The organism is Methanobrevibacter sp., from assembly GCF_017406825.1.
In the GTDB taxonomy this organism is placed as follows: Archaea; Methanobacteriota; Methanobacteria; order Methanobacteriales; family Methanobacteriaceae; genus Methanocatella.
This window is the reverse complement of record NZ_JAFQXT010000027.1, coordinates 1-20,004: the sequence shown is the minus strand read 5'-3', so window position 1 is coordinate 20,004 and position 20,004 is coordinate 1. Positions and strand designations below refer to the sequence as shown.

Sequence of the window (20,004 nt, the reverse complement as noted above, 5' to 3'; positions counted from 1 at the left end):
TTTATTTACTTATAAAAGTATTTAATATATGACCTTATTGCAAGTAATACTTGAATGTTGATAACAACAACAAATATATATTAATTTATATAAAGTTAATATCAAGGAGATTATATTATGACTTACAAATCAAAATTCGGTTTCGGATGCATGAGGCTTCCCTTAACCGATGAAAATGACCCTACATCAGTAGACCAGGATTTATTCAACCAAATGGTTGACATATACATGGATAAAGGATTCAACTATTTCGATACCTCTTACGCTTATCATAATGGAACCAGCGAAGTGGCCATAAGAAAAGCTGTGGTTGAAAGATATCCCCGCGAATCCTACCAGATCTGCGACAAAATGCCGACATGGGCATTGACAAGCGAAGATGATAACGACAGATTCGTCAATGAAATGCTTGAAAGGTTAGGCATTGATTATTTTGACGTGTTCTTCATCCACAACATCAACACCCCATGGTATAAGCTTGCCGAAAAACACAACACATTCGAATATGTCAGGAAAATGAAGGAAAATGGAATTGCCAGAAAAATCGGATTCAGTTTCCATGACAATGCAAGCCTACTTGAAGAGGTTCTTGAAAAATATGGTGACATGATGGATATTGTCCAATTGGAACTGAACTATCTTGATTGGGAGGACCCTGCAATTGAAGCCCATAAATGCTACGACCTATGCGTAAAACATGGCATTGACGTTTATGTTATGGAACCCCTTAAAGGGGGAGTCATCGTAAACCCTAATGACGAAATAAGGAATGACTTTAAAGAATTCAATCCAGAAAAATCAATCGCAAGCTTTGCATTGAGATTCTGCGCATCACTTGAAAACGTTAAAATCGTGTTAAGTGGGATGAGCAAGATGGATGATTTGCTTGACAACTGCGATACATTCGAGAATTTCGAACCGCTGAGCGGTGAAGAAACAGAATTTTTAGAAAAGATGGCCGAAAAACTTAACTCCAGTGTTGCTGTACCGTGCAGCGAATGCGGATATTGCGTGGATGTCTGTCCCGAAATGATTCCTATTCCTGAATATTTCAGTTTATACAACATAAGCACAAATCGCCCGGAATCCAATATCTACAGACTATACTTCGATAAACTTGCTGATGAAAAAGTTTCCGCCGAAGATTGCACATTCTGCGGAACTTGTGTTGATCATTGTACCCAACACATCGAAATTCCCGATGAACTGGAAAAAGTATGCGAACACTTTACAGAAGGATTCTCACCTTATGCGGGCTCCCCTTAGGAAACCCTCATCTTTAATTCATTAACCATTTCACCATTTTTATTTATTTTTAAAGCTTTCTTATAATATTCAATTGCCTTTGGAAATATTCCCGAGTGGTAATAAATTAAGCCCATTAATGCAAGTGCCTCTGAGTTCTTATCATCAAAATCAAGAAGTTTTTCCAATATTTCAAAAGATGTTTCCAAATCTCCCTGGGCGTAAAGATCATATGCCTCTTCATATAATGTATCGATATCGTCAAGAGAATCCACTATAACATCAGGCTTTTGAGGCTTATTTGACAGCAGAACTTCAAGCTCATTTGCCATTTCATTGGACCTGTCGCATGATAATGATTTTCTGACAAAAACCAATGCTATATCCCTCTGGTCCTGTTCATATAATATCTTAGCCATTAAAGCCAGAGCCTGTGAATGTTGATTGTTATGGGCAAGAACACTATTTAACACATCTTTTGAAGCCGAATAATCCCCTTTTTCATACAATTTTAATGCGTCAGCGAAATCATCGAACTCGTCGGATTCCTCAACACTGACCTCCTCTTTTTCAGCTATAGTCTCATTTGAAATCAGTTTAGACATGTATTCCAGGATAAATTTGGTGGCGTTTTTGTGCAGAGGCTTATTGTCATTTCCGCATTTCGGTGAGTAAATGCAAGCCGGACAGCCGCTTTGGCACTGACAGTTATCCAAAAGGTCGATGGTTGAATTAAGCAAATCAACAAATACGTCAACCGCTTTTTCACATATTCCAATTCCACCTTCATAACCGTCATAAATAAATATTGTTGCTTCCTGAGTATCTTCATGGTAATTGGTGGATAATCCTCCAATGTCAAACCTGTCACACATTGTATGGAGCGGGAACAATCCGATTAAAGCATGTTCAGCACCGTGCAATCCTCCTGCAAACACTTCCTCTTCATTTGGGAACATGTCATCAAGAGTGTCCTTGACTTGTTTAGGTATCGTAAACCATAATCCCTTGGTGTTGAATTTCAAAGGAGGCAAATCCAAAGGATACGTTCCAATCACTTTTGAAAATTGCATTTTCTTATATTTGAAGTAATCTTCCCGGACAGTCAACTCTCCAAAGTGTATTGTCAGATTGCCGTATTTTGTTTTTGACAATTTCCTTTTAATGTTGATGTCAGTCTGATTTAGAACCATCGTATGATAATCAACCGCCTGTTTGGATACGTTGACATATCCGTTTTTCAAATTGACGCTATTTACAACATAGGTATCTCCCTTGTTGATTAGAATGGCTCCCTCATGAGCTTCACGATAAACCTGAGATTTTTCCATAGTCTCAAGAAGGTTGCCGTTATTCATCACCCTAAACTCCTGTGATGAAATCTGATCAAGGGAATGGTCCATTGCGGGATTGTCATCATAAGGATACATGAAATCCCCCCTGTGATTTTCATGCAGGTCCTTTTTGGAAACCAACCCGTCGATTACATCCTGGGATATTGAGAAATATTTTTCTGCCTCTCCCCTTTGAAGGGGCAATTCCTTGGCAGCGCACAACAGATGAGCCTCCTGCAATATAGGATTTGTTAAATCGATGATTGCATTTTCATGAGCCTTATCGAAGAAGAATTTTGGATTATTCATAAAATACTGGTCCAGCTGATTTTCAAAAGCAATAAGGACTGCTAAAGATTTCTGATTGCTTCTGCCTGCCCTTCCGGCTTGTTGCCATGTTGATATCATAGTTCCAGGATATCCGGAAATGATTACTGCATCCAAAGAACCTATATTAATTCCCAATTCCAGGGCATTGGTGCATGTCACTCCCAAATATTTTCCGCTTTTAAGTCCCTCTTCGATTTCACGCCTTTCCTGAGCCTGATAACCTGCACGGTAAGCTGCAATTCTATGGGCCAGCTTTCCTTTAACCTGAGTCATGTCATTTTTAGCCCACATTGCAATCAGTTCGGTTGTCTTCCTTGAAACTGTGAAGCATAATGTCTGGATGTTTTTTAACATCATATACATGAATATATTCTCCGTTTCCATATGGACTGAAGGGGCATTTTGGGAATTGACTTTATTTCTCACATAATTCTTAAATGGATTATAAAGGATGAAGTCCTTTTCACCGCTTGGTGATGTGTCATTATCAACAAGAACGAAATCTTCACCGGTTAAACGATTGGCAAGCTCCAGAGGATTTGCCAGTGTCGCTGAGGACAATATGAATTGGGGATATGACCCGTAAAAATTAGCAATTCTCTTTAATCTTTTAATCAGAAACGCCACATTGGAACCGAACACGCCCTTGTAGTAATGGGATTCATCAATGACAATGTATCTTAAGTTTTTATAGAACCTTGACCACTGATGGTGCCATGCCAAAATGAGATGCAGCTGATATGGATTGGTTAAAACAATTCTTGATTTTTCGCGTATTCCCCTTTTTTCTTCGCGTGGCGTATCGCCGTCATATGTCCTTGGGTTGATTTTGATGTCCAGTTCCCTTTCCAGGTTTTCCAGAACATGCAGCTGATCATTAGACAATGCTTTAGCAGGATAGATGTACAATGCTGTTGCATCCTCATCATTTATCATTGTTTCCATTATGGGCAAGTTAAAGGCGAGGGTCTTTCCGGAAGCGGTCGGGGTTGTGATGATGACATTTTCCCCGTTTTGAATGGATTCATAGGTATCTGCCTGATGTCGGTATAGCTTCACATCCTTTGATGAGAGATAATCAACAATCCTTTCGTTTAGATTATCTACTTTTTTGAAACTGGCCTTTTTAGCGGGGATTGTTTCAATATGAGCTATATTTTCCCTGTACCTCACATCATTCTTAAACATGTCAATATTGCTTACTTCATCCATAAATCCAAACCCTTAAATAATTATGATTATATTTCTTGTCAATGATTGTATATAAAGCAGATGAGAGAGCATTTGATAAGTATTAATTATGAAATAACTTTCGCACAACAGATTTCTTTTCAAGAATATTAGTTTGCAAATGCTCTCTCATATTATTTAAATAAGTTAATCATATAAATTAAATTAAGAGGTACTTAAATGATTTCATATGAGGAATTTGAGGATATTATAGTTAATACGCTAAAAAGGGATATCTCTTCAAATCAGAACCAGCAGAATGCAATATTGGCCAATGGAGATAAATCATTATTTATCGTAGCAGGACCTGGTTCCGGAAAAACCACCGTAATGGTTCTTAAAATATTAAAATACATTTTTGTTGATGACATCAATCCAAATGAGATACTGGCAACAACATTCACCAAAAAAGCGGCTGAAGAATTGCATTCCAGAATTCTTGGATGGGGAGATGAAATTAAAACCCATCTAATAGACAATATCGATGAAGAAAACTTCGACACCCTCTTAAAAATTGACAGAATTGACTTCAACCAAATCAGGATCGGTACAACCGACAGCGTGGCTGAGGAATTGCTTCGGGACAATAAAAAACCCGGTGAAAATCAGTCTGTAGTGATTGAAGAATTCGTTGCAAACTCAGCCATGATGAAGATTCTTATTGAAAATGAAAAGTATCTGAAAAAGGAATTAGTTGAATACCTCAAAGAGTTAAGTGGAAGGTCTGCACTGGAAGAACCATCAAAAATGAGTGAAATACTTGTGCAAATTAAAAATAGACTTTATTATGATCAGGTAGACATTGATGAGTTATATCAAAAAACCGAAAAGGGAAGCGGTCAGCAGATTGCGCTCGATTGCATTAGGGATTATGAAACAACATTAATAAAAAGGAATACGATTGACTTTGCAATGCTTGAATCATTATTTTTAAATAAACTAAAAAGTGGTGAACTGGAAAACTTTTTAGATGAGATTAAAATTGTCCTTATTGACGAATATCAGGACACCAACCTTATTCAGGAGGACATTTACTTCACCATAGCTGAAAGCGCCCTTAAAAATGGCGGCAGCATTACTGTAGTGGGTGATGACGACCAATCCCTGTATCGCTTCAGAGGAGCTACCGTGGACTTGTTCACCGATTACAAAAACCGTGTCAGGCAACGCCTAGGAATTGATGTTGCAGAGATTAACCTGCAGACCAATTACAGGTCAACTGAAAATATTATAGCTCACTGCAATCAGTTTGCAGAACTCGACTCCGAATATCAAAACGCCAGAGTTGAAAACAAACCGAAAATTATAGCTCCCGATTTTGAAAAGGATAAAATGCCTATATTGGGAATGTTTAGAAACAACCCCGAAATGCTTGCAAGGGACTTGTCCATATTGTTAAACAAACTGATAAATAAAGGAGAATGTGACTTGAAAGTGTTGCAGGTTTTAAACAAGGAATATTATGAAAAGATGAACGGTGCAATCGATATTGCCAAACTGCAACAGTTGAGAAGTGAAAACCTGGCATTGGGAAAACATATTCCTAAAATAAAACTCAGATTGGATGGTGAATATGGATCCGCTTCGGATATTGCCATCCTATCATATTCCCCCAGGGAAGTGCATCATGGAAATCGTTCCTTCCTTTATTATTTGAGGAAAAACCTTAAAAAATTCAAACAACCTATCGAAATTTTCAATCCTAGAGGAATTGACCTACAGGAAATAGATATAGTGGGAGTCTTCTGCGGCCTGATGCTTGAATGTATAGACCCCGGAGCAAGTTTCCAGAATTCGGATAAAACCATTCCAAATTTAGCCAAAAGAAATATGAACATATGGAGACTTAAAGCCAAGGACTACATCAAATTGAATCCTGAACCTCGTCAACCAATAACTTTGTCTGAATTCGTGACCTATTGGCAGCTTAGAAGACCGCGAGGGCATGACGAATGGCCCAAAACCGCCAGTTTAATGGAACTTGCCTACAAAATAACAACATGGATTGAAGACCTTCAGGATGACGTTGAAGGAATTGTATACCTTGAAGCCATAACCAAATCAATTACCCAAACCGGATTTTTCAATGATTATCATTCAAATATTTCATTCAGAAACGAGAAGCAGGAAAAGGATTCCGTGCTGGAAGCCATTTGGAACATTTTCATTCCCCTTTCAACCGGAGGGGTCAGAATTGACGAATCGCTGCTTGAGACCTTGCCCGACGATAGGGTGAATGTATTGTCCATCCACCAGTCCAAGGGATTGGAATTCCCATTGGTAATAGTGGATGTAGGTTCAAGATTCAAAACAAATGACATTCGAACTCAACGTTTAAGATTCCCAAAATCCATTAAAGACAACATGACAATTGAAGACAGCATAAGACAGCACAGTTCACTTGGAGAAAGCAAAAGAAGTGAAAAAGACAGATTATTTGATGATTTGACAAGATTATACTTCGTTGCATTTTCAAGAGCTGAAAGTGTATTGCTGCTTGTGGGACTCAATTCGGCCATTGAAGGATACAACAAGAAAAATGACCATTTTGATATTCCAAATATCGCTCTTGGATGGAGTAGAGATGAAAAATATGTTGGATTTAAGGAGATATACTTAATTTAGGTGAAAATATGAAACTGCCTGCAAAATCTAGACCCTATAAAATTCCGGAATATAGCCTGACAGGAGACCTGCTTTCATTTTTGACTTGCAATTTACAATACAGATACCAGAATAAGGGAACATTGCCCCCTTCAAAACCTGTGCAGAGATGGTTTGGAGAATTCATTCATGGAGTTCTGGAAGAAGCATTTCTGGATTGGAAATACAAACAGACCCAATTTCCATGGGACTGGCTGGAAAACATCAGGCCGATTGAAGAGCAGATCGATTTAAGGCTTCAAGTCAGGGGCCTCTATCCTTATGATGAGGATTTGTTTTTCAGCATGTCAAATCATCCGGAAATAGATGATTTAAACGAGCATGACCACAAAAAATTAGCCAGTGCTAGAGCCGAAAAGGCGATTAATATATGGGGAAAACATTTATTCCCATTAATTGACTCTTCAGAGCTCCTTATCAAAGGAGTTAGACAGATGCCTAACTATAATGAAAATATCAGCAGGTCCAATTATTATGGAATTAACGGTGTCGTCGATGTGCTGACTTCAATTAAGATAAATGATTTGGAACAGAGCAACCTTGACAATTTTGACAATCTTATTATTAAATTTCTCAAAAGGGATCCTGAATTTCAAAAAAGGATAGCTGGTTATAAGGATAATGAGGATTATGAGATAATAATCGATTATAAAGGAATGAAAAGGCCGCCTTCAGTTGTAACTGACTTAAATGTTGAAGACAACTGGGAAAATCATAAACAGCAGATTCTTACATATTCCTGGCTCAGGTCCAAACAGGAAGATTCAAAACCCATTGTTGCCGGAATCATATTCTATTTGAATGAACTTGTTCCGTCAAAAGAGGATTTGGCTTTAATCAAGGATGAACTTGAGAACAATCTGACTGATGTCGGATGTGAATTCGAAAGAGATGTTGATTTAATCAGAAATTGGGAAGAGGAAGACAAAGCTCCTGAATTGAGTGATGAGTTTAAGATTAGCCGTTCCATCAGAATCATAAATGTTGATGAAAATGAAAAAAATGATGCCCTTTTGAAGTTTGACAGTGTAGTTGCCAAAATAGAAGATTCATTAATCAGGGAAATGAAAGGCTGTAAGATACAGGAAGCCTGGAAGGCCGAATCAGATGAGAGAACTTGCAGTGCTTGTGATTTCAGAACATTCTGTAAAAATAACAGTGTTAAAAACAAAGATATAAGAATTCCATAATACAAATAAGAATATAGGTGATTGTATGGCAGACAATTTGGAGAAAAACAAAAAATATTGTGAAGTAATCGAAAGCAAAATCAAGCTTGATGCTAAACCTGTGGCAATGAAATTAATCAAAACTGAAGAGGACCTTCCCGAAGGCTATGATTTGATTGATGAAAAAATCAGGCATTGCGAAATGGTTAGAAAAGCCTCATTAGGAAACAAATTCTACTCAACAATTGATGAGCAGCTATGTTTGGGAGGAGCAGGAGCCATCGGACTTAGGGATATGCCTGAAAAATTAGCAAACGGTGAAAAATACTTCTCATTGGGCAGATTCCAAGATTTGGAAACCGCTAAAAAACTTACAGGAAAACTTTCAATTATTGAAGACATTAGCTGGGGAATGATTTATGCACCATTGGATGAAGCTGACTTTGAAGCTGACGTGATTCAGGTCATAACCGAACCTGTTGGTGGAATGAAACTCGCTCAAAGTATTGTTTATAAGACTGGTGAGAAAATCAACCCGTCCTTTGCAGGCATTCAGTCATTATGCGGTGATGCATTTGCTAATCCTTACTTATCAGAAGGAGTTAATTTCACTTTAGGCTGTGACGGATCCAGAAAAGCAGCTGACATTAAAGATAATGAAATGACAGTGGGCATTAGCAAGGCTAAGATCGAGGAAGTTATTTCAGGACTTGAATCAATCTAAGAGTTTTAGATAATCATCATAATGATTGATGTTTAACAACTCTTTTTCATTTTTTTCTTTTATTCCGTAAAACGTATAACCGTCATCGAAAATTTTACGCAAAATCGGATTTAGATTATCGTTTTCTTTTTCAAGATATTTCATTAGGTTTTCACGGGGCGCTACGAAAGGCATTCCCAGACCTTCAGCGGTATCCAGCAAACCTGTTTTTCTTCTACGTAGAATTGAAATGGTCTTAAATGGGTCTTCACTGTTACGGCTTACTTCAATCATTTTATTGAATGTTTCTGTTGTGACGGTCGGTTGGTCTGCGGTAATGCACAATGCAAAATCGGAAGTTGAATTTGACAAACCATTATATAATGATACTGATAAACCTACATCAACAGGATTGTTTTCAATGAATTTTACATCGCCTTTATAATTATCAAAAATAACTTCTTTTATTTCACTAGCAAAATGACCAAGCACTACAATACATTCATCTATATTCAAGGATAATGCATTGTCTATAGTTGTCTCTATAACGGTCTTGCCATTGAATGGCAAAATCAGTTTATTGGTCAATTCAATTCCACGGGAAAGCTGATCCTTTCTCATTCTAGAATTTTTACCTGCCGCTGTAATAATAGTTGAGATTGACATAAAAAAAAGAGAATGAAATTAATCATTCGGAATATATCTTATTACTTGGCAATAAATGCCCATTCCTGTGCCCTCGCCTTCAGTCCACATATGGAGCTTGACAGGATAATCATGGTTATTGGTTACTGTTATGTCCTGTGCAGGATTGTAACCGAACATTACTGCATTTTCATCCCAGCTCATGCCTACAGGTAAGTCAAATCCTTCAGAAGTAACTGCAGCCCTTAAAGCTCTAGCCGGCGGACATACACCATGAGCTGCACTTCCACCAGGCGCTTCAGGATCGCTAGCGGATTCGAAGTAAACATAATCCTTTCCACTTGATGTTGACTTAGGAGGAATGATAGTTCCATTCCACGCTTCCACAAATTGTCTTGCATTCACTTCCCTAACGGCATTACCGTATTCAGGATATGAACCCAATGAAGTACCATAGACTTCCCCATCTTCTTCTGTGTAATTTCCAACATATAATAAGATTGGAGAACCAGTTGGATATTCAAAAGCGTAATCCACTACATCCTTACCGAATATTTTGGTAACGTCAGCGGAACTGATATTATTTCTTCCATCGGAAAATGCAACCATTCCTTTTTCCAAAGTGAATGTAGAACCTTCCTTAGCATCATAATTATACCAATTTGCAATAGTGGTGCCATTATAATAATCATTCTTATAGTCCAATTCTCTAATTTGGTCTACAGGAACAGATTTAACCAGTTTGCCATCTTCGTAAATATCTATTCCATTTTCGGTTTTTTCCAACCATTTATATGGAGCACTATAAGCCCATACGTAATTGTCAGGTTCTTTAACAGTTAGTTTATCACCGGCATAGGTTAAAAATCCAGGACCGTCCACATCAACAACATTACCATAAGAATCAATGCCCTCTGCAGCAACAGTTGAAAAGTCAAACGGAACTACTCCTGTTGAAGTGGCCAGCAAGATACCCTGCAAATCTAAAGCTAAAAGTTGATGAAGTAAAAATCCTGCATTGGATATTAAAGGAACTTCAATCGGTTCAGTTGTACCGACAATGGATTGATTTTCAAACATTGACTGGCCGATAGGAAGATTATAATCTTTAGATACGGATTCAGCGGTATAATTTGTAGTTGCAGAACTAGTGAAAGCTACAAATATACATAAAAAAATTAATACTATCAAAATTGTAATAGAAATTTTTCTCCAACCGTTTTTCATTTTATACACCTAATTAATACACATATATAAATATACTCTACATTATATAAAAAGGTTTTTGACTATCATAACTTTTCGGAAATTAATTTGATTCTTTCTTGAATATCTATAATCGTATCTTGACCATTGCCTCCAATGAAAATAGCCTCTTCATGAGAGTACTCCGCAACCAATTCGATGATTTGGTCAAGAGTGCTAACCGTTATGATATTTCCCATATAACCCAAGGAATGTAATCTATATATTGCAATATCCAATGTATCATCCAATCCCGGAAACAGTACGATTACCTCCGGATTATATTTGACGGCCACATCCAGTATATCCAGCCTATGCACTTCATTATGTCTTGGAGTGCCGATAAACAATGCATAAAAATCTCTTTCCTTTAAAACGGAAGCCAATGCATCAGAATTATCTGTTTTTCCAACATAAACATCAGCATCATTGATTTTATAGACATCCAAACGACCCACAACGGCCTTAAAATTAGCAAGAGTTTGTCTGATGACATCTTTAGATATTTTCAGCTCAGTCGCAATGGCTGTGGCCAAACCGGCATTTAGAAGATTGAACTTACCGATTAGCTGAAGTTCATCCTGATAGGCAAAATAAGGAACATATTTTTTAGCCACATCCTTAAAATCGGCATTGAAATCCTGATTGAAAGCTGTAAAAATAGTTTTTCCTGTGAAAAACCTGACCAATGAATTCTTATAATTCGCAATGGTCTTATGCACATCCATATGGTCATTTCCAATGTTAGTAAGTCCGACCATATCAAAATCAAAACAGTAATTGGCAAAGTCAAGAGTCATATCGCAAACCTCTACAAGAAGAATATCATAATCGCCTTCTTCGGCTTCAAGAATAAGATCATAATATCCGGAAAAGCCTCCGCCACCGTTTCCGCCAACCAAAACCCTTTTGCCGGCACTTTCCAGAATATTTTTCAACATGTGGACAGTGGTGGTTTTGCCGTTGGTTCCGGTAATTCCAATAGTGAAAATGCTTTTATGATTTACTAAAACATCACTCAACAGGTTTCCGTTTTCCAATAGCTTTTCTGCAAAAGAGCCTCCGTACATGCTAGGGCTAAAAGCTATTGCATCACACTCCTCAATAGCATAGGAATTAGTAAAACCTAAATCAACAGTGATATTGTCCCCAACAATGGAAACTGTTTGATTGTCATCAATCATATTCATATCCAACAAAGGCAAATTCAAACCATTCAAATCAATGTTAATATTTAAATCAGTAGCATAAACTTCCCATCCATGTTTTAAAAGGGAATTAACAGCCTTCTTACCTTCTACTCCCAATCCTATTACAGCGGCTCTCATAAAAAATAATTCCTAAATAATTATAATATAATCTTAACTTTTTGAATTAATAAATATTTTTATAAGATGACGATTAAAATTAAAGCAAGGTGTTTAGATGTTCGAAGATGATAGAGATGACAAAATTTACAACTTAATTATCACAAACGGTTTCGATAAAAATAATGAATATGCGCAATTTACAGAAAAACTATATTCAAAAGTAGAATTCCTCTGGAAAGAATCAATATCAGGGTCATATTCAGCAGCAGGAGAAAGATTCTACAGCAAAATAGATGCAATAATCATGTTAGCCGGATTATATGAAGACAATAAGGAATTGTTTGAAGACCTTTTGAATGCCAGCAAAGAATATAATATACCAATAGTTTTAGTAAGGCCATACGGACTTGAGGAAGTTCCTGAAATACTCGAAGAAAATGCTGCAACCATCGTTGGATGGAATGCCAACTGCATTGTAGATTCAGTCAAAGACGCACACCATACAATGTAAAAAAAAGTAATAATGAATTTACATTATTACTCTTGAAATACCATTTTCCTTTTCTACTTTTATCAGATTATCGGCAGCATTCTCAAGTTGAGCCTCATGAGTTACAATAATCATTTGAGGCAGGGAAGACATCTCTTTCAATAGATTGATCAGTTCATGCCTTCTTGAAGCATCCAAATGGATTGTAGGCTCATCCAATAAGATAGTATCCAATTCACCATTTGCCATCGCTTGAGTAATACCCAATCTTAAAGCAAGTGCAATGGCTATCTTTTCGCCACCGCTGACCATTGTCATTGATGATTCCCCTTCAGGACCGTATACTGTCACATCATATTCGTCATCAATCGTCAAATCGGAATAATTGAAATTGAACTCATTGAAGAATTCTTTAGTGTGTTTTTGAATCATTGGCCTTGAAATATTTCTTAAATCCTTTTGAATACCGTTTTTACTGTATAAACTCCTAATATGAGATAATAAGTCAATATAATCTGATATGTCATTATACTCCTGTTCGAATTTGCTTGACTTTCTGATTTTGTTGGTCAAATCAGTGATGACCTTTATTGATTCGCGTGCCTGACCTTTAATTTCTGAAAGTTCAGTTGAAGACACTTCTTTTCTTTTTTCATATCTTTCATAGTTAAATAATATCTGTTCATATTTTTCCTGATTAAATGCGGATGCTTTAATCTTATTTTCAAGGATGTCAATTTGATTTATGGACATTCCGATATCATCCTTAATAGAATCCATCTGAGCCATCAATGACTGTTTATTTTGAACAAAACCTTTGTGTTGGTTATACTCCTCATTCTTCTGCTTTAAATCTTCAATGCGGTTTGTAAGTTCTTCTGCACTGATGTCGGAACTTAAATGAGGGTCCTGTTCCATGAGCAATTTGATATTGGCAACCTGAACATCGATTTCATTTTTAATTTGTTTTAGACTATATTGAACTTCGGTTTCATCACCTAAAGCATCCAAAGCTCCCTGGGCCTGAATATATGCATCATGGTCCTCTTTGAAAACTTCACGTTTTGATCTCTTGTTGGAGATTTCCCATATTATTCCACCGAGTTTGTCGCTAATATGCTCTTTAGATTCCAAGTCTTCATCGATTTTATTTAGTTTAACCAACTCTTTTTGTAACTGATGGAATTTTTGCTTATATTCAATAATCTCTTTAGATAATCCGGAAAGACTTTCAAGTTTTTCTTCAAATCTGTTTTTATTCCTAGTCATTAAACGAAGACTTTCTTCGTTTTGAGCAATTAATTTCTTATTTTCAGTAATCTCAGAAGTATATTGTTTAGTCAATTCCTTCTTCTTATCTGAATCAATATCTGATTGACAAACAGGACATTTATTGTCAATTCCATCCAATTCGGCAAGAGGTTTTTCGCAGGCTTTGATATTCTGTTTGAACACAACGATGTCTTCGCTTTTAGAGGTTATGTCTTTTGACAAATCATCTATCTTGGAAGATATCTCATCACTGAATTTGGCTGTAGATTCCTCCAGATGATTCAAGTCATCGATTTCAGCCAATTCGTCCTGGTCCAGACCATTTTCCTGCAAGGTATCTTTTGCCTTTGAGAAGAATTTTTCTATGTCATTTCTTTCATCTTCAATTTGTCTCAATAATTCCTTTTTATCGGTTTCAAGCTTGGCCATTTTAGCCAGTTCCTTTTCAAGATCAGTTTTTTGATTATTGAGTTCATTGATTTCATCTTCAGATGACAAATAACTGTTATAACCATCTTTTTTATCTGAAAGTATATCCTTTTGAGCCGCAATTGATTCTAATTTTTCTTCAATTTCCTTTTCTTGATTTTTCAATGTTCTGATTTTTCCCACAATTTTTTCAAAATCAAGGTAGATATCCAGTTTTGAAATAAATTTTTCAAGCCTCTCAATTTCAACTTCAGACTCGCGAACCTTATCCAAATCGTTTTGGACTCTTACCTTTTCATCTTCTAACTTGGATAATGTATTATTTTCGGCTTCCAAACTATTCTTCTGGTTTTCAAAAATCTCCTTTTCAATTTCCATATTGCGTTTGCTTTCAGCCATTTCATCCAAAACCTTATTTACCTCTTCGATATCACTTTCAAGTTCATGGCCTTTTTGTTTAAGGGTATCCAACTCTGATTTTTTAGTTTCGTATTCTTCACGCAATTCTTTAGAGTTGTATAATTTTCCTTTTAGTTCAGCTAATTGATTTTCATAATCATTAATCAATGGTAAGAGATTTTTCCATGCCTTGTCAAGGGAATCCAGACCCAATAGTTTATTAATTAATGCTTTTTTCTCAGCAGGAGTCTTGTCAACTAGTTCTGCAATTTCCCCTTGTCTTATGTAAATTGCATTGAGGAATAAATCTGAGTCTATATCCAGTATTTGGCGAATCTCATTTGCGACCTCTTTATCCCCGGTGCAGACATGTACATATCCTCCTTCTGAAGATGTTCTTTTAAACAATGAAGATTTTAAGTTTGATTTTTTCATGCGAACAATCTTATAATCTCTACCGCTAGATGTGAATTCCAATTCAATTGACATGGATTGAGCATTATTCCTAACCAGATCATCTATCTTTTTACCTGTGTGCTGTTTGAATAATGCAAAGCTTATTGCTTCAAGGATTGTTGATTTTCCAGCTCCATTCTCTCCAACAATAACGCTGATTCCTTTATCGAAATTTATTACTGTATGTTCATGGGATTTGAAATTGTTTAATTTTAATTTATTGAAAATCATTATTAATCCTCCTCAAGTGTTGTCTGTTCATCCCCTTCGGGAGGTTCCTCATCAGCATCTTCAGTGACTGTGGAATAATGTTCATTATAAAACTGACTGATTAACTCACTGGCTTCCTCTGTTTTATCTTTAGACAACAAACCGTATAAGTCTGTGGCCAGAATATTTACATCGGTATTGTCATATTTTTCAAGCTGTTTAACCAATAGCGCCTCAGGGCTCATATCAGAACTTGATTCATCATCAAGTATTGGGTCTTGTCCTGCCAGATTGAATTTTGGCCTAATCATCAGTGCCAAATCGCCTAACTCTTCATTAATAATCTCATAAATCACTTTAGTATCGGATTCGACATTATTTATTTCCAGAGATAGAATTGGTTTTTTGTCAAAATCTTTTATAGCTTCTTTTATTGATAAGATTTCACTCTCTAAGCTAGAATAATCAATCGTCTTTTTGATGAATTGCCTTGGCATTTCAATTTTTACTCTTTTAATTATCGGTTTTGAGCCGTCCAAATCAACAACCACAAAACCTTTACCGTTTTCATGATAATCCGGAATTTCTGATGTTTTCCAAATTTCACTGGATCCAGGATAAACCAGCCTGCCCTTTCCGAATTTATCATTGACATACTTGTGAATATGGCCCATCGCATAATAGTCAAAGTTATCCGGAATGTCTCCTATTTCCAATTCATAATTGTAACCGAAATACTTGTCTATTCCCTGGTGTAAAACTAGGATTGACTTTTCATGGTGTGTTGCTTTTTCAGATAACTCCGCCAATTTACTTTTTAAAGCTTTGCCATGTGAAGCCGGGAAAAAAGGCAGTCCTGCAATGAATATATCATCATGCATATAAGTGGGATTGATAGTGCTGATTACTTTAAGACCTAATTTCTTAAAGATTACCTGTGGAGGAATGGATCCTTTACGCATTACCGCATCATGGTTTCCGGCAATAGCATACATTGGAATTCCAGCACCTTTAAGTTTCAGCAATCCCTTTTGGAAAGTCAGAAGCGCAATGGGTGACGGCCTTGAGGTTTCGAATAAGTCCCCACTATGTATTACAAAGTCTACATTTTCCTCGATTATTTTATCTATAACCCTTTCAAACACTTCATAAAAGTCCTTTTCCCGTTCAATTAAACCGTATTGACGGTAACCCAAATGAGTGTCTGCTAAATGTGCAAATTTCATTATATTACCTTCTTTAATTTTGTGTATTATAACCAATTTAAACACTTTAACAAGCATTTAATGTTTAATAATCTAACCTAATAATATTTAACCTTTTGCCAAGAGAGCATTTGCAAAGTATTCAATATTGATTTTGATGTGTAAAAAATAGAAAGAAATATCAAGATTTATCTTAAAGCGGTTTTTCTACAATCTGATTAATAATCTCATTAATTTTAGTTAAATCCATATCCAGTTCTTTCATAGCATATTTACGAGCATTCAACAATTTGAAATAGAAATCATCAATCATGAAATGATTTTCAAACAAAAAATCGTTGATTGCTAAAGATTCGGCGAAATAACCGTTTTTGTTCAGGATTTGGATTTGCTTCAACATCTGCTTTTTAGTGATATCCAACTTTGTTTTGAACTCATCGCAGACCTGCATCCCCAACTGATGCTCACAGACGCCTTCACCGAAGATAGCATAATCATTAACGCTGACATTTTGTGACTCTTTAAAACAATCCAAAGCTTCGTTGAAGTTTTCTAATTTCATCAATGCTGTCGCTTTTTTGTTTAATAATTTTGATAATATTTTCTCCTTGAATTTGGATGGATTTGCCAGCGCCCTATTGTAACTATCAACCGCATTCCCATATTCCCCTTTTGCAAAGTACTCATCGCCAGCGAAGATATTCAATTTTAACTTTGGAAAATTATCCCTTTCATTGTTCGCTTCCTTTAAAAGGGTTTTGTGATAGTCAATATCCTTGAGTCCCGCATCGCATTTGACAGCATGTTTATAATGTCTTAATGCTTTTACAAAATGTTTTTGGCCCCGTAAAGCAAATGATTTGTATAACAATGCATTGGCATATTCAGGATCATAAAATAACACTTCATCGAAATTGCCTATGGCATTAATTAATTTGCCTGATTTTAAAAAACTAATTCCCTCATCCAGAACATTTTTAATTTCGATTTCCTTGACAATATGTTGAGTTAAGAAAATCTTATTCATATTGCTTTCATCAATCCTCTGGATAAATGAATCATCACAGTCCAACCAACCGGTCGACATGTCTCCAAGGGAGAATTTGACTTTATTATTTATTGTCTCAAAAATTAGTTCGTCAGGAATATTGGAAATCATTAATTATTAATTTAAAAATAGTTTAATAAATAGATTATTATCTCCTGGCTTGGCAAATCAAATCATTGAATTCGCATTTGTCGCAGTTAACATGATGTTTGGAGTAGTTATCCGCTGAAATATTTTTAACCACACTACTTAAGAACTCGACTGTGAACTCATTTTCAATGAATTCCTTTTCATAGAGTTTTCCCTCATCCAAAACATATAATATTAGGTTTTCAACCTTGACGTCTTCCCTTTCGCTTAATGCCAATGCATAATAATTCAGAAGCTCCATATAAAAGGAATGGTAGTTTTTCATCTCATCACGTGTCCTGATAAAGTGAACCAGACTCACGCCGTCACCGTCGTTTATAACCAAATCGATCACTCCGTTTATGTCATGGCCGTTTAGCTCTAAACTGACCGGATGGGCAGTGCTGACAACGTCGAAGTTCCTGCCATAGACCTGCCAGTACTCAGCGAAATTATTAAAAAGTTCCTTTAAGCTCTTTTCGCCTGATGAAAATGAGTATGATTTGATAACTTCCGATACAAGATTTTCAATACTTTCCCTGTCCCAATCGGTCATGAACTTGTCATTGTGAAGGCGGTTGACAATTATCCTAATTTTAGAATCGACAAATTTATTAATGTTTTTTGGATTTTTGAACTTCAGATTGGACTCCAGATTGTATCTTAACGGACAGAACAGATAATCGTCCAGTATACTTTCAAAGTCTATTTGGTTAAACAGATTAGTATCGCGAATCGTGTGTGAAGTGACCTTTTTCATCTTAAATACATCCGTTGGCTCTATCTTAACCAAATCATTCTCAAAGTCCTGCAGGACTTTAGGTATTTTGCTGCCTGTGCGGGGCATTACCGCAGACAATATCAGCAATTCCTCTGCACGGGTATTTGCAACATACATCACTCTTTCCTCTTCCCTGTTGAATTCATAAGGCTCCTTATCCTCGGATACCTTATACTTCAGGAATTCATTTGGCGTTGGGTAAACAGGATAGTTATTGAAAATATGTGCTTTGCGCTGTTTTGAAAACGTGAGCGGGAAGCTTCTGTCCTTGATGGACGCCGTAATCACTACAGGATATTCCAGGCCTTTTGCCTTGTGAACAGTCATGATATGGACCTTTTGTGAGTTGTCTTCCTCTTCATTGATTGGACATGAATAGTATTTGAGTGAACGATATATGTAATTGAATAATCCTATTAAATCATATTTTCCCATGATATTTTCATAATCGGAGATTATTTCAGAAATCAATGCCAAGTTCAATGCCGCCTTTTTTGCTTCAAAGTCATTTCGGGACAGCAGTTCATCAGCATAGCCTGTGATTTTTATTAATTCATAGAATACCTGAAGACAGGTTAATCTAACTTCACTAAGAGATGATTTTAAATCATTCAATCCTTCAAAGAGGTCCAAATCGTGTTCATCCGTAATGCCAATGGACTTAAGTTCATCGCGAGAATATAAACTTAAATCGATGACACCAACCCGTTTGAATATTTCATCTAAGGTATCATCCGAATAGTCTCGAACGACATCCATGATTGAATTTGACTTTGATGATGAATCCATTGCCTCGAAGTCATTTTTAATATTCAATACATTGGCATGATACATGAGTTCTATGTCATTCAATATGTCCTGGGTCTTTTTGGATAATTTGAACACTTTTGATGCCTCATAATACTTGTCCGTGAAAGATGACAGGTTAATCCACTGTCCTCCGTCGCCGTAATAGGATATCCGTGTTGGATTGAATGGCAGCATGTACCATAAAAGCGCCAATACGGCTTTCACCTCATCCTGATAAATCAAATCATCAATTCCCTTAAGGTAATATGGAATCTTTTCCTTTTCAAACTCTTCAAGAATATCTTTCTTATCCTTATGGCTTCTAAAGAGGATGCATACGTCACTATATTTGGATATCTTGCCGGAAGACTTTAAGTTTTTAATGATATAAGCAATTCCGCGATATTCATCTTCCGGACGTGAATTCTCAAGCAAATAAACCGGCATTTTAGATTTATTTATTGTCTTCAAATCCTTTTGGTTTACGCGTTTTTCACGAATGAACTCCTCATTAAACTTTACAATGTCAGAAGTGGATCTGTAATTGTTGATAAGAATCTTATTTTCAAATTCATCATTTTCTGAATAATCATTGAAGAATTTAGGATTTGCCGCCCTGAATGAATAGATGCTTTGGTCAGCATCTCCAACGACAGTGAATGTATCGGATATGCTTCTCATGAGTTCAAATATCTGCATCTGAATGGCATCAGTGTCCTGAAATTCATCGATTAAGACATTACGGTATTGCACCTGTTTCAGATTATTCTCATCGGACAATATTTCCAGAGCCTTGACCAAAAGATAGTTCTGATCGCAGACATGTTCGCTCTCCATCAACTCTATCCAATCACGGTATGATTTTGCAATCTGCAAATATCTTGCCTTATAGACATCACATTGAAAATGATTTTGCTTGAT

Annotated in this window: 13 protein-coding genes; 5 read left to right on the top strand and 8 right to left on the bottom strand. The window is 36.3% G+C overall.

The genetic code is table 11. From position 1 onward, the window contains the following. Positions 1-117: 117 nt before the first annotated feature. Positions 118-1,266, top strand: a complete 1,149-nt coding sequence (locus IJF99_RS04545) for an aldo/keto reductase (RefSeq protein WP_292792523.1) — start codon at positions 118-120, stop codon at positions 1,264-1,266. Here IJF99_RS04545 and IJF99_RS04540 read toward each other — a convergent pair. Continuing rightward, on the bottom strand, positions 1,263-4,121 hold the full coding sequence (locus IJF99_RS04540) for a DEAD/DEAH box helicase (RefSeq protein ID WP_292792521.1): 2,859 nt from the start codon (positions 4,119-4,121) through the stop codon (positions 1,263-1,265). The two genes, IJF99_RS04545 and IJF99_RS04540, sit on opposite strands and share 4 nt — an antisense overlap. 198 nt (positions 4,122-4,319) lie before the next feature. Here IJF99_RS04540 and IJF99_RS04535 point away from each other — a divergent pair, with 198 nt between their 5' ends. The 3 genes from IJF99_RS04535 to IJF99_RS04525 are packed head-to-tail and all read left to right on the top strand — an operon-like array spanning position 4,320 to position 8,696. Next, entirely contained in the window at positions 4,320-6,764 is a 2,445-nt protein-coding gene (locus IJF99_RS04535) for a DEAD/DEAH box helicase (protein WP_292792519.1), read from the top strand. Positions 6,765-6,772: 8 nt separating this feature from the next. Beyond that, entirely contained in the window at positions 6,773-7,993 is a 1,221-nt protein-coding gene (locus IJF99_RS04530; protein WP_292792517.1) for a PD-(D/E)XK nuclease family protein, read from the top strand. A 25-nt stretch (positions 7,994-8,018) separates the two neighbouring features. Beyond that, positions 8,019-8,696 (top strand): DUF169 domain-containing protein, encoded by a 678-nt coding sequence (locus IJF99_RS04525; protein ID WP_292792515.1) that lies wholly within the window; start codon positions 8,019-8,021, stop codon positions 8,694-8,696. On the opposite strand, the gene IJF99_RS04520 is transcribed toward IJF99_RS04525, so the two are convergent. From IJF99_RS04520 to IJF99_RS04510, 3 genes are all read right to left on the bottom strand, one after another. Further along, positions 8,688-9,341: an NTP transferase domain-containing protein gene (locus IJF99_RS04520; protein WP_292792513.1), complete on the bottom strand. Its 654-nt coding sequence runs from the start codon at positions 9,339-9,341 to the stop codon at positions 8,688-8,690. The genes IJF99_RS04525 and IJF99_RS04520 overlap by 9 nt on opposite strands. Before the next feature lie 18 nt (positions 9,342-9,359). After that, positions 9,360-10,547 (bottom strand): hypothetical protein, encoded by a 1,188-nt coding sequence (locus tag IJF99_RS04515; RefSeq protein WP_292792511.1) that lies wholly within the window; start codon positions 10,545-10,547, stop codon positions 9,360-9,362. 65 nt (positions 10,548-10,612) lie between these two features. After that, positions 10,613-11,893, bottom strand: coding sequence for a Mur ligase family protein (locus IJF99_RS04510; protein WP_292792509.1), 1,281 nt, complete (start codon positions 11,891-11,893; stop codon positions 10,613-10,615). Between the two features lie 97 nt (positions 11,894-11,990). Between IJF99_RS04510 and IJF99_RS04505 the strand changes: the two genes are divergently transcribed. Further along, positions 11,991-12,386 (top strand): nuclease, encoded by a 396-nt coding sequence (locus tag IJF99_RS04505; protein ID WP_292792507.1) that lies wholly within the window; start codon positions 11,991-11,993, stop codon positions 12,384-12,386. 18 nt (positions 12,387-12,404) lie between these two features. Here IJF99_RS04505 and IJF99_RS04500 read toward each other — a convergent pair whose 3' ends face one another. The 4 genes from IJF99_RS04500 to IJF99_RS04485 form a co-directional block, all read right to left on the bottom strand. After that, entirely contained in the window at positions 12,405-15,152 is a 2,748-nt protein-coding gene (locus IJF99_RS04500; RefSeq protein WP_292792505.1) for an SMC family ATPase, read from the bottom strand. A gap of 2 nt (positions 15,153-15,154) precedes the next feature. Then, positions 15,155-16,357, bottom strand: coding sequence for a DNA repair exonuclease (locus IJF99_RS04495; protein WP_292792503.1), 1,203 nt, complete (start codon positions 16,355-16,357; stop codon positions 15,155-15,157). Between the two features lie 172 nt (positions 16,358-16,529). Beyond that, positions 16,530-17,495 carry a hypothetical protein gene (locus IJF99_RS04490; protein WP_292792501.1) on the bottom strand — a complete coding sequence of 322 codons (966 nt, stop codon included), beginning with the start codon at positions 17,493-17,495 and terminating at the stop codon, positions 16,530-16,532. A 37-nt stretch (positions 17,496-17,532) separates the two neighbouring features. After that, a partial coding sequence (locus IJF99_RS04485) for an ATP-dependent DNA helicase (RefSeq protein WP_292792499.1) occupies positions 17,533-20,004 on the bottom strand: 2,472 nt, incomplete at its 5' end.

What these genes read in the sequence shown, in the direction of transcription:
- IJF99_RS04525 (WP_292792515.1), top strand. Translation starts at nt 8,019, where the DNA reads ATGGCAGACAATTTGGAGAAAAACAAAAAATATTGTGAAGTAATCGAA.
- IJF99_RS04540 (WP_292792521.1), bottom strand. Translation starts at nt 4,121, where the DNA reads ATGGATGAAGTAAGCAATATTGACATGTTTAAGAATGATGTGAGGTAC.
- IJF99_RS04510 (WP_292792509.1), bottom strand. Translation starts at nt 11,893, where the DNA reads ATGAGAGCCGCTGTAATAGGATTGGGAGTAGAAGGTAAGAAGGCTGTT.
- IJF99_RS04490 (WP_292792501.1), bottom strand. Translation starts at nt 17,495, where the DNA reads ATGATTTCCAATATTCCTGACGAACTAATTTTTGAGACAATAAATAAT.
- IJF99_RS04545 (WP_292792523.1), top strand. Translation starts at nt 118, where the DNA reads ATGACTTACAAATCAAAATTCGGTTTCGGATGCATGAGGCTTCCCTTA.
- IJF99_RS04530 (WP_292792517.1), top strand. Translation starts at nt 6,773, where the DNA reads ATGAAACTGCCTGCAAAATCTAGACCCTATAAAATTCCGGAATATAGC.
- IJF99_RS04520 (WP_292792513.1), bottom strand. Translation starts at nt 9,341, where the DNA reads ATGTCAATCTCAACTATTATTACAGCGGCAGGTAAAAATTCTAGAATG.
- IJF99_RS04535 (WP_292792519.1), top strand. Translation starts at nt 4,320, where the DNA reads ATGATTTCATATGAGGAATTTGAGGATATTATAGTTAATACGCTAAAA.
- IJF99_RS04515 (WP_292792511.1), bottom strand. Translation starts at nt 10,547, where the DNA reads ATGAAAAACGGTTGGAGAAAAATTTCTATTACAATTTTGATAGTATTA.
- IJF99_RS04500 (WP_292792505.1), bottom strand. Translation starts at nt 15,152, where the DNA reads ATGATTTTCAATAAATTAAAATTAAACAATTTCAAATCCCATGAACAT.
- IJF99_RS04505 (WP_292792507.1), top strand. Translation starts at nt 11,991, where the DNA reads ATGTTCGAAGATGATAGAGATGACAAAATTTACAACTTAATTATCACA.
- IJF99_RS04495 (WP_292792503.1), bottom strand. Translation starts at nt 16,357, where the DNA reads ATGAAATTTGCACATTTAGCAGACACTCATTTGGGTTACCGTCAATAC.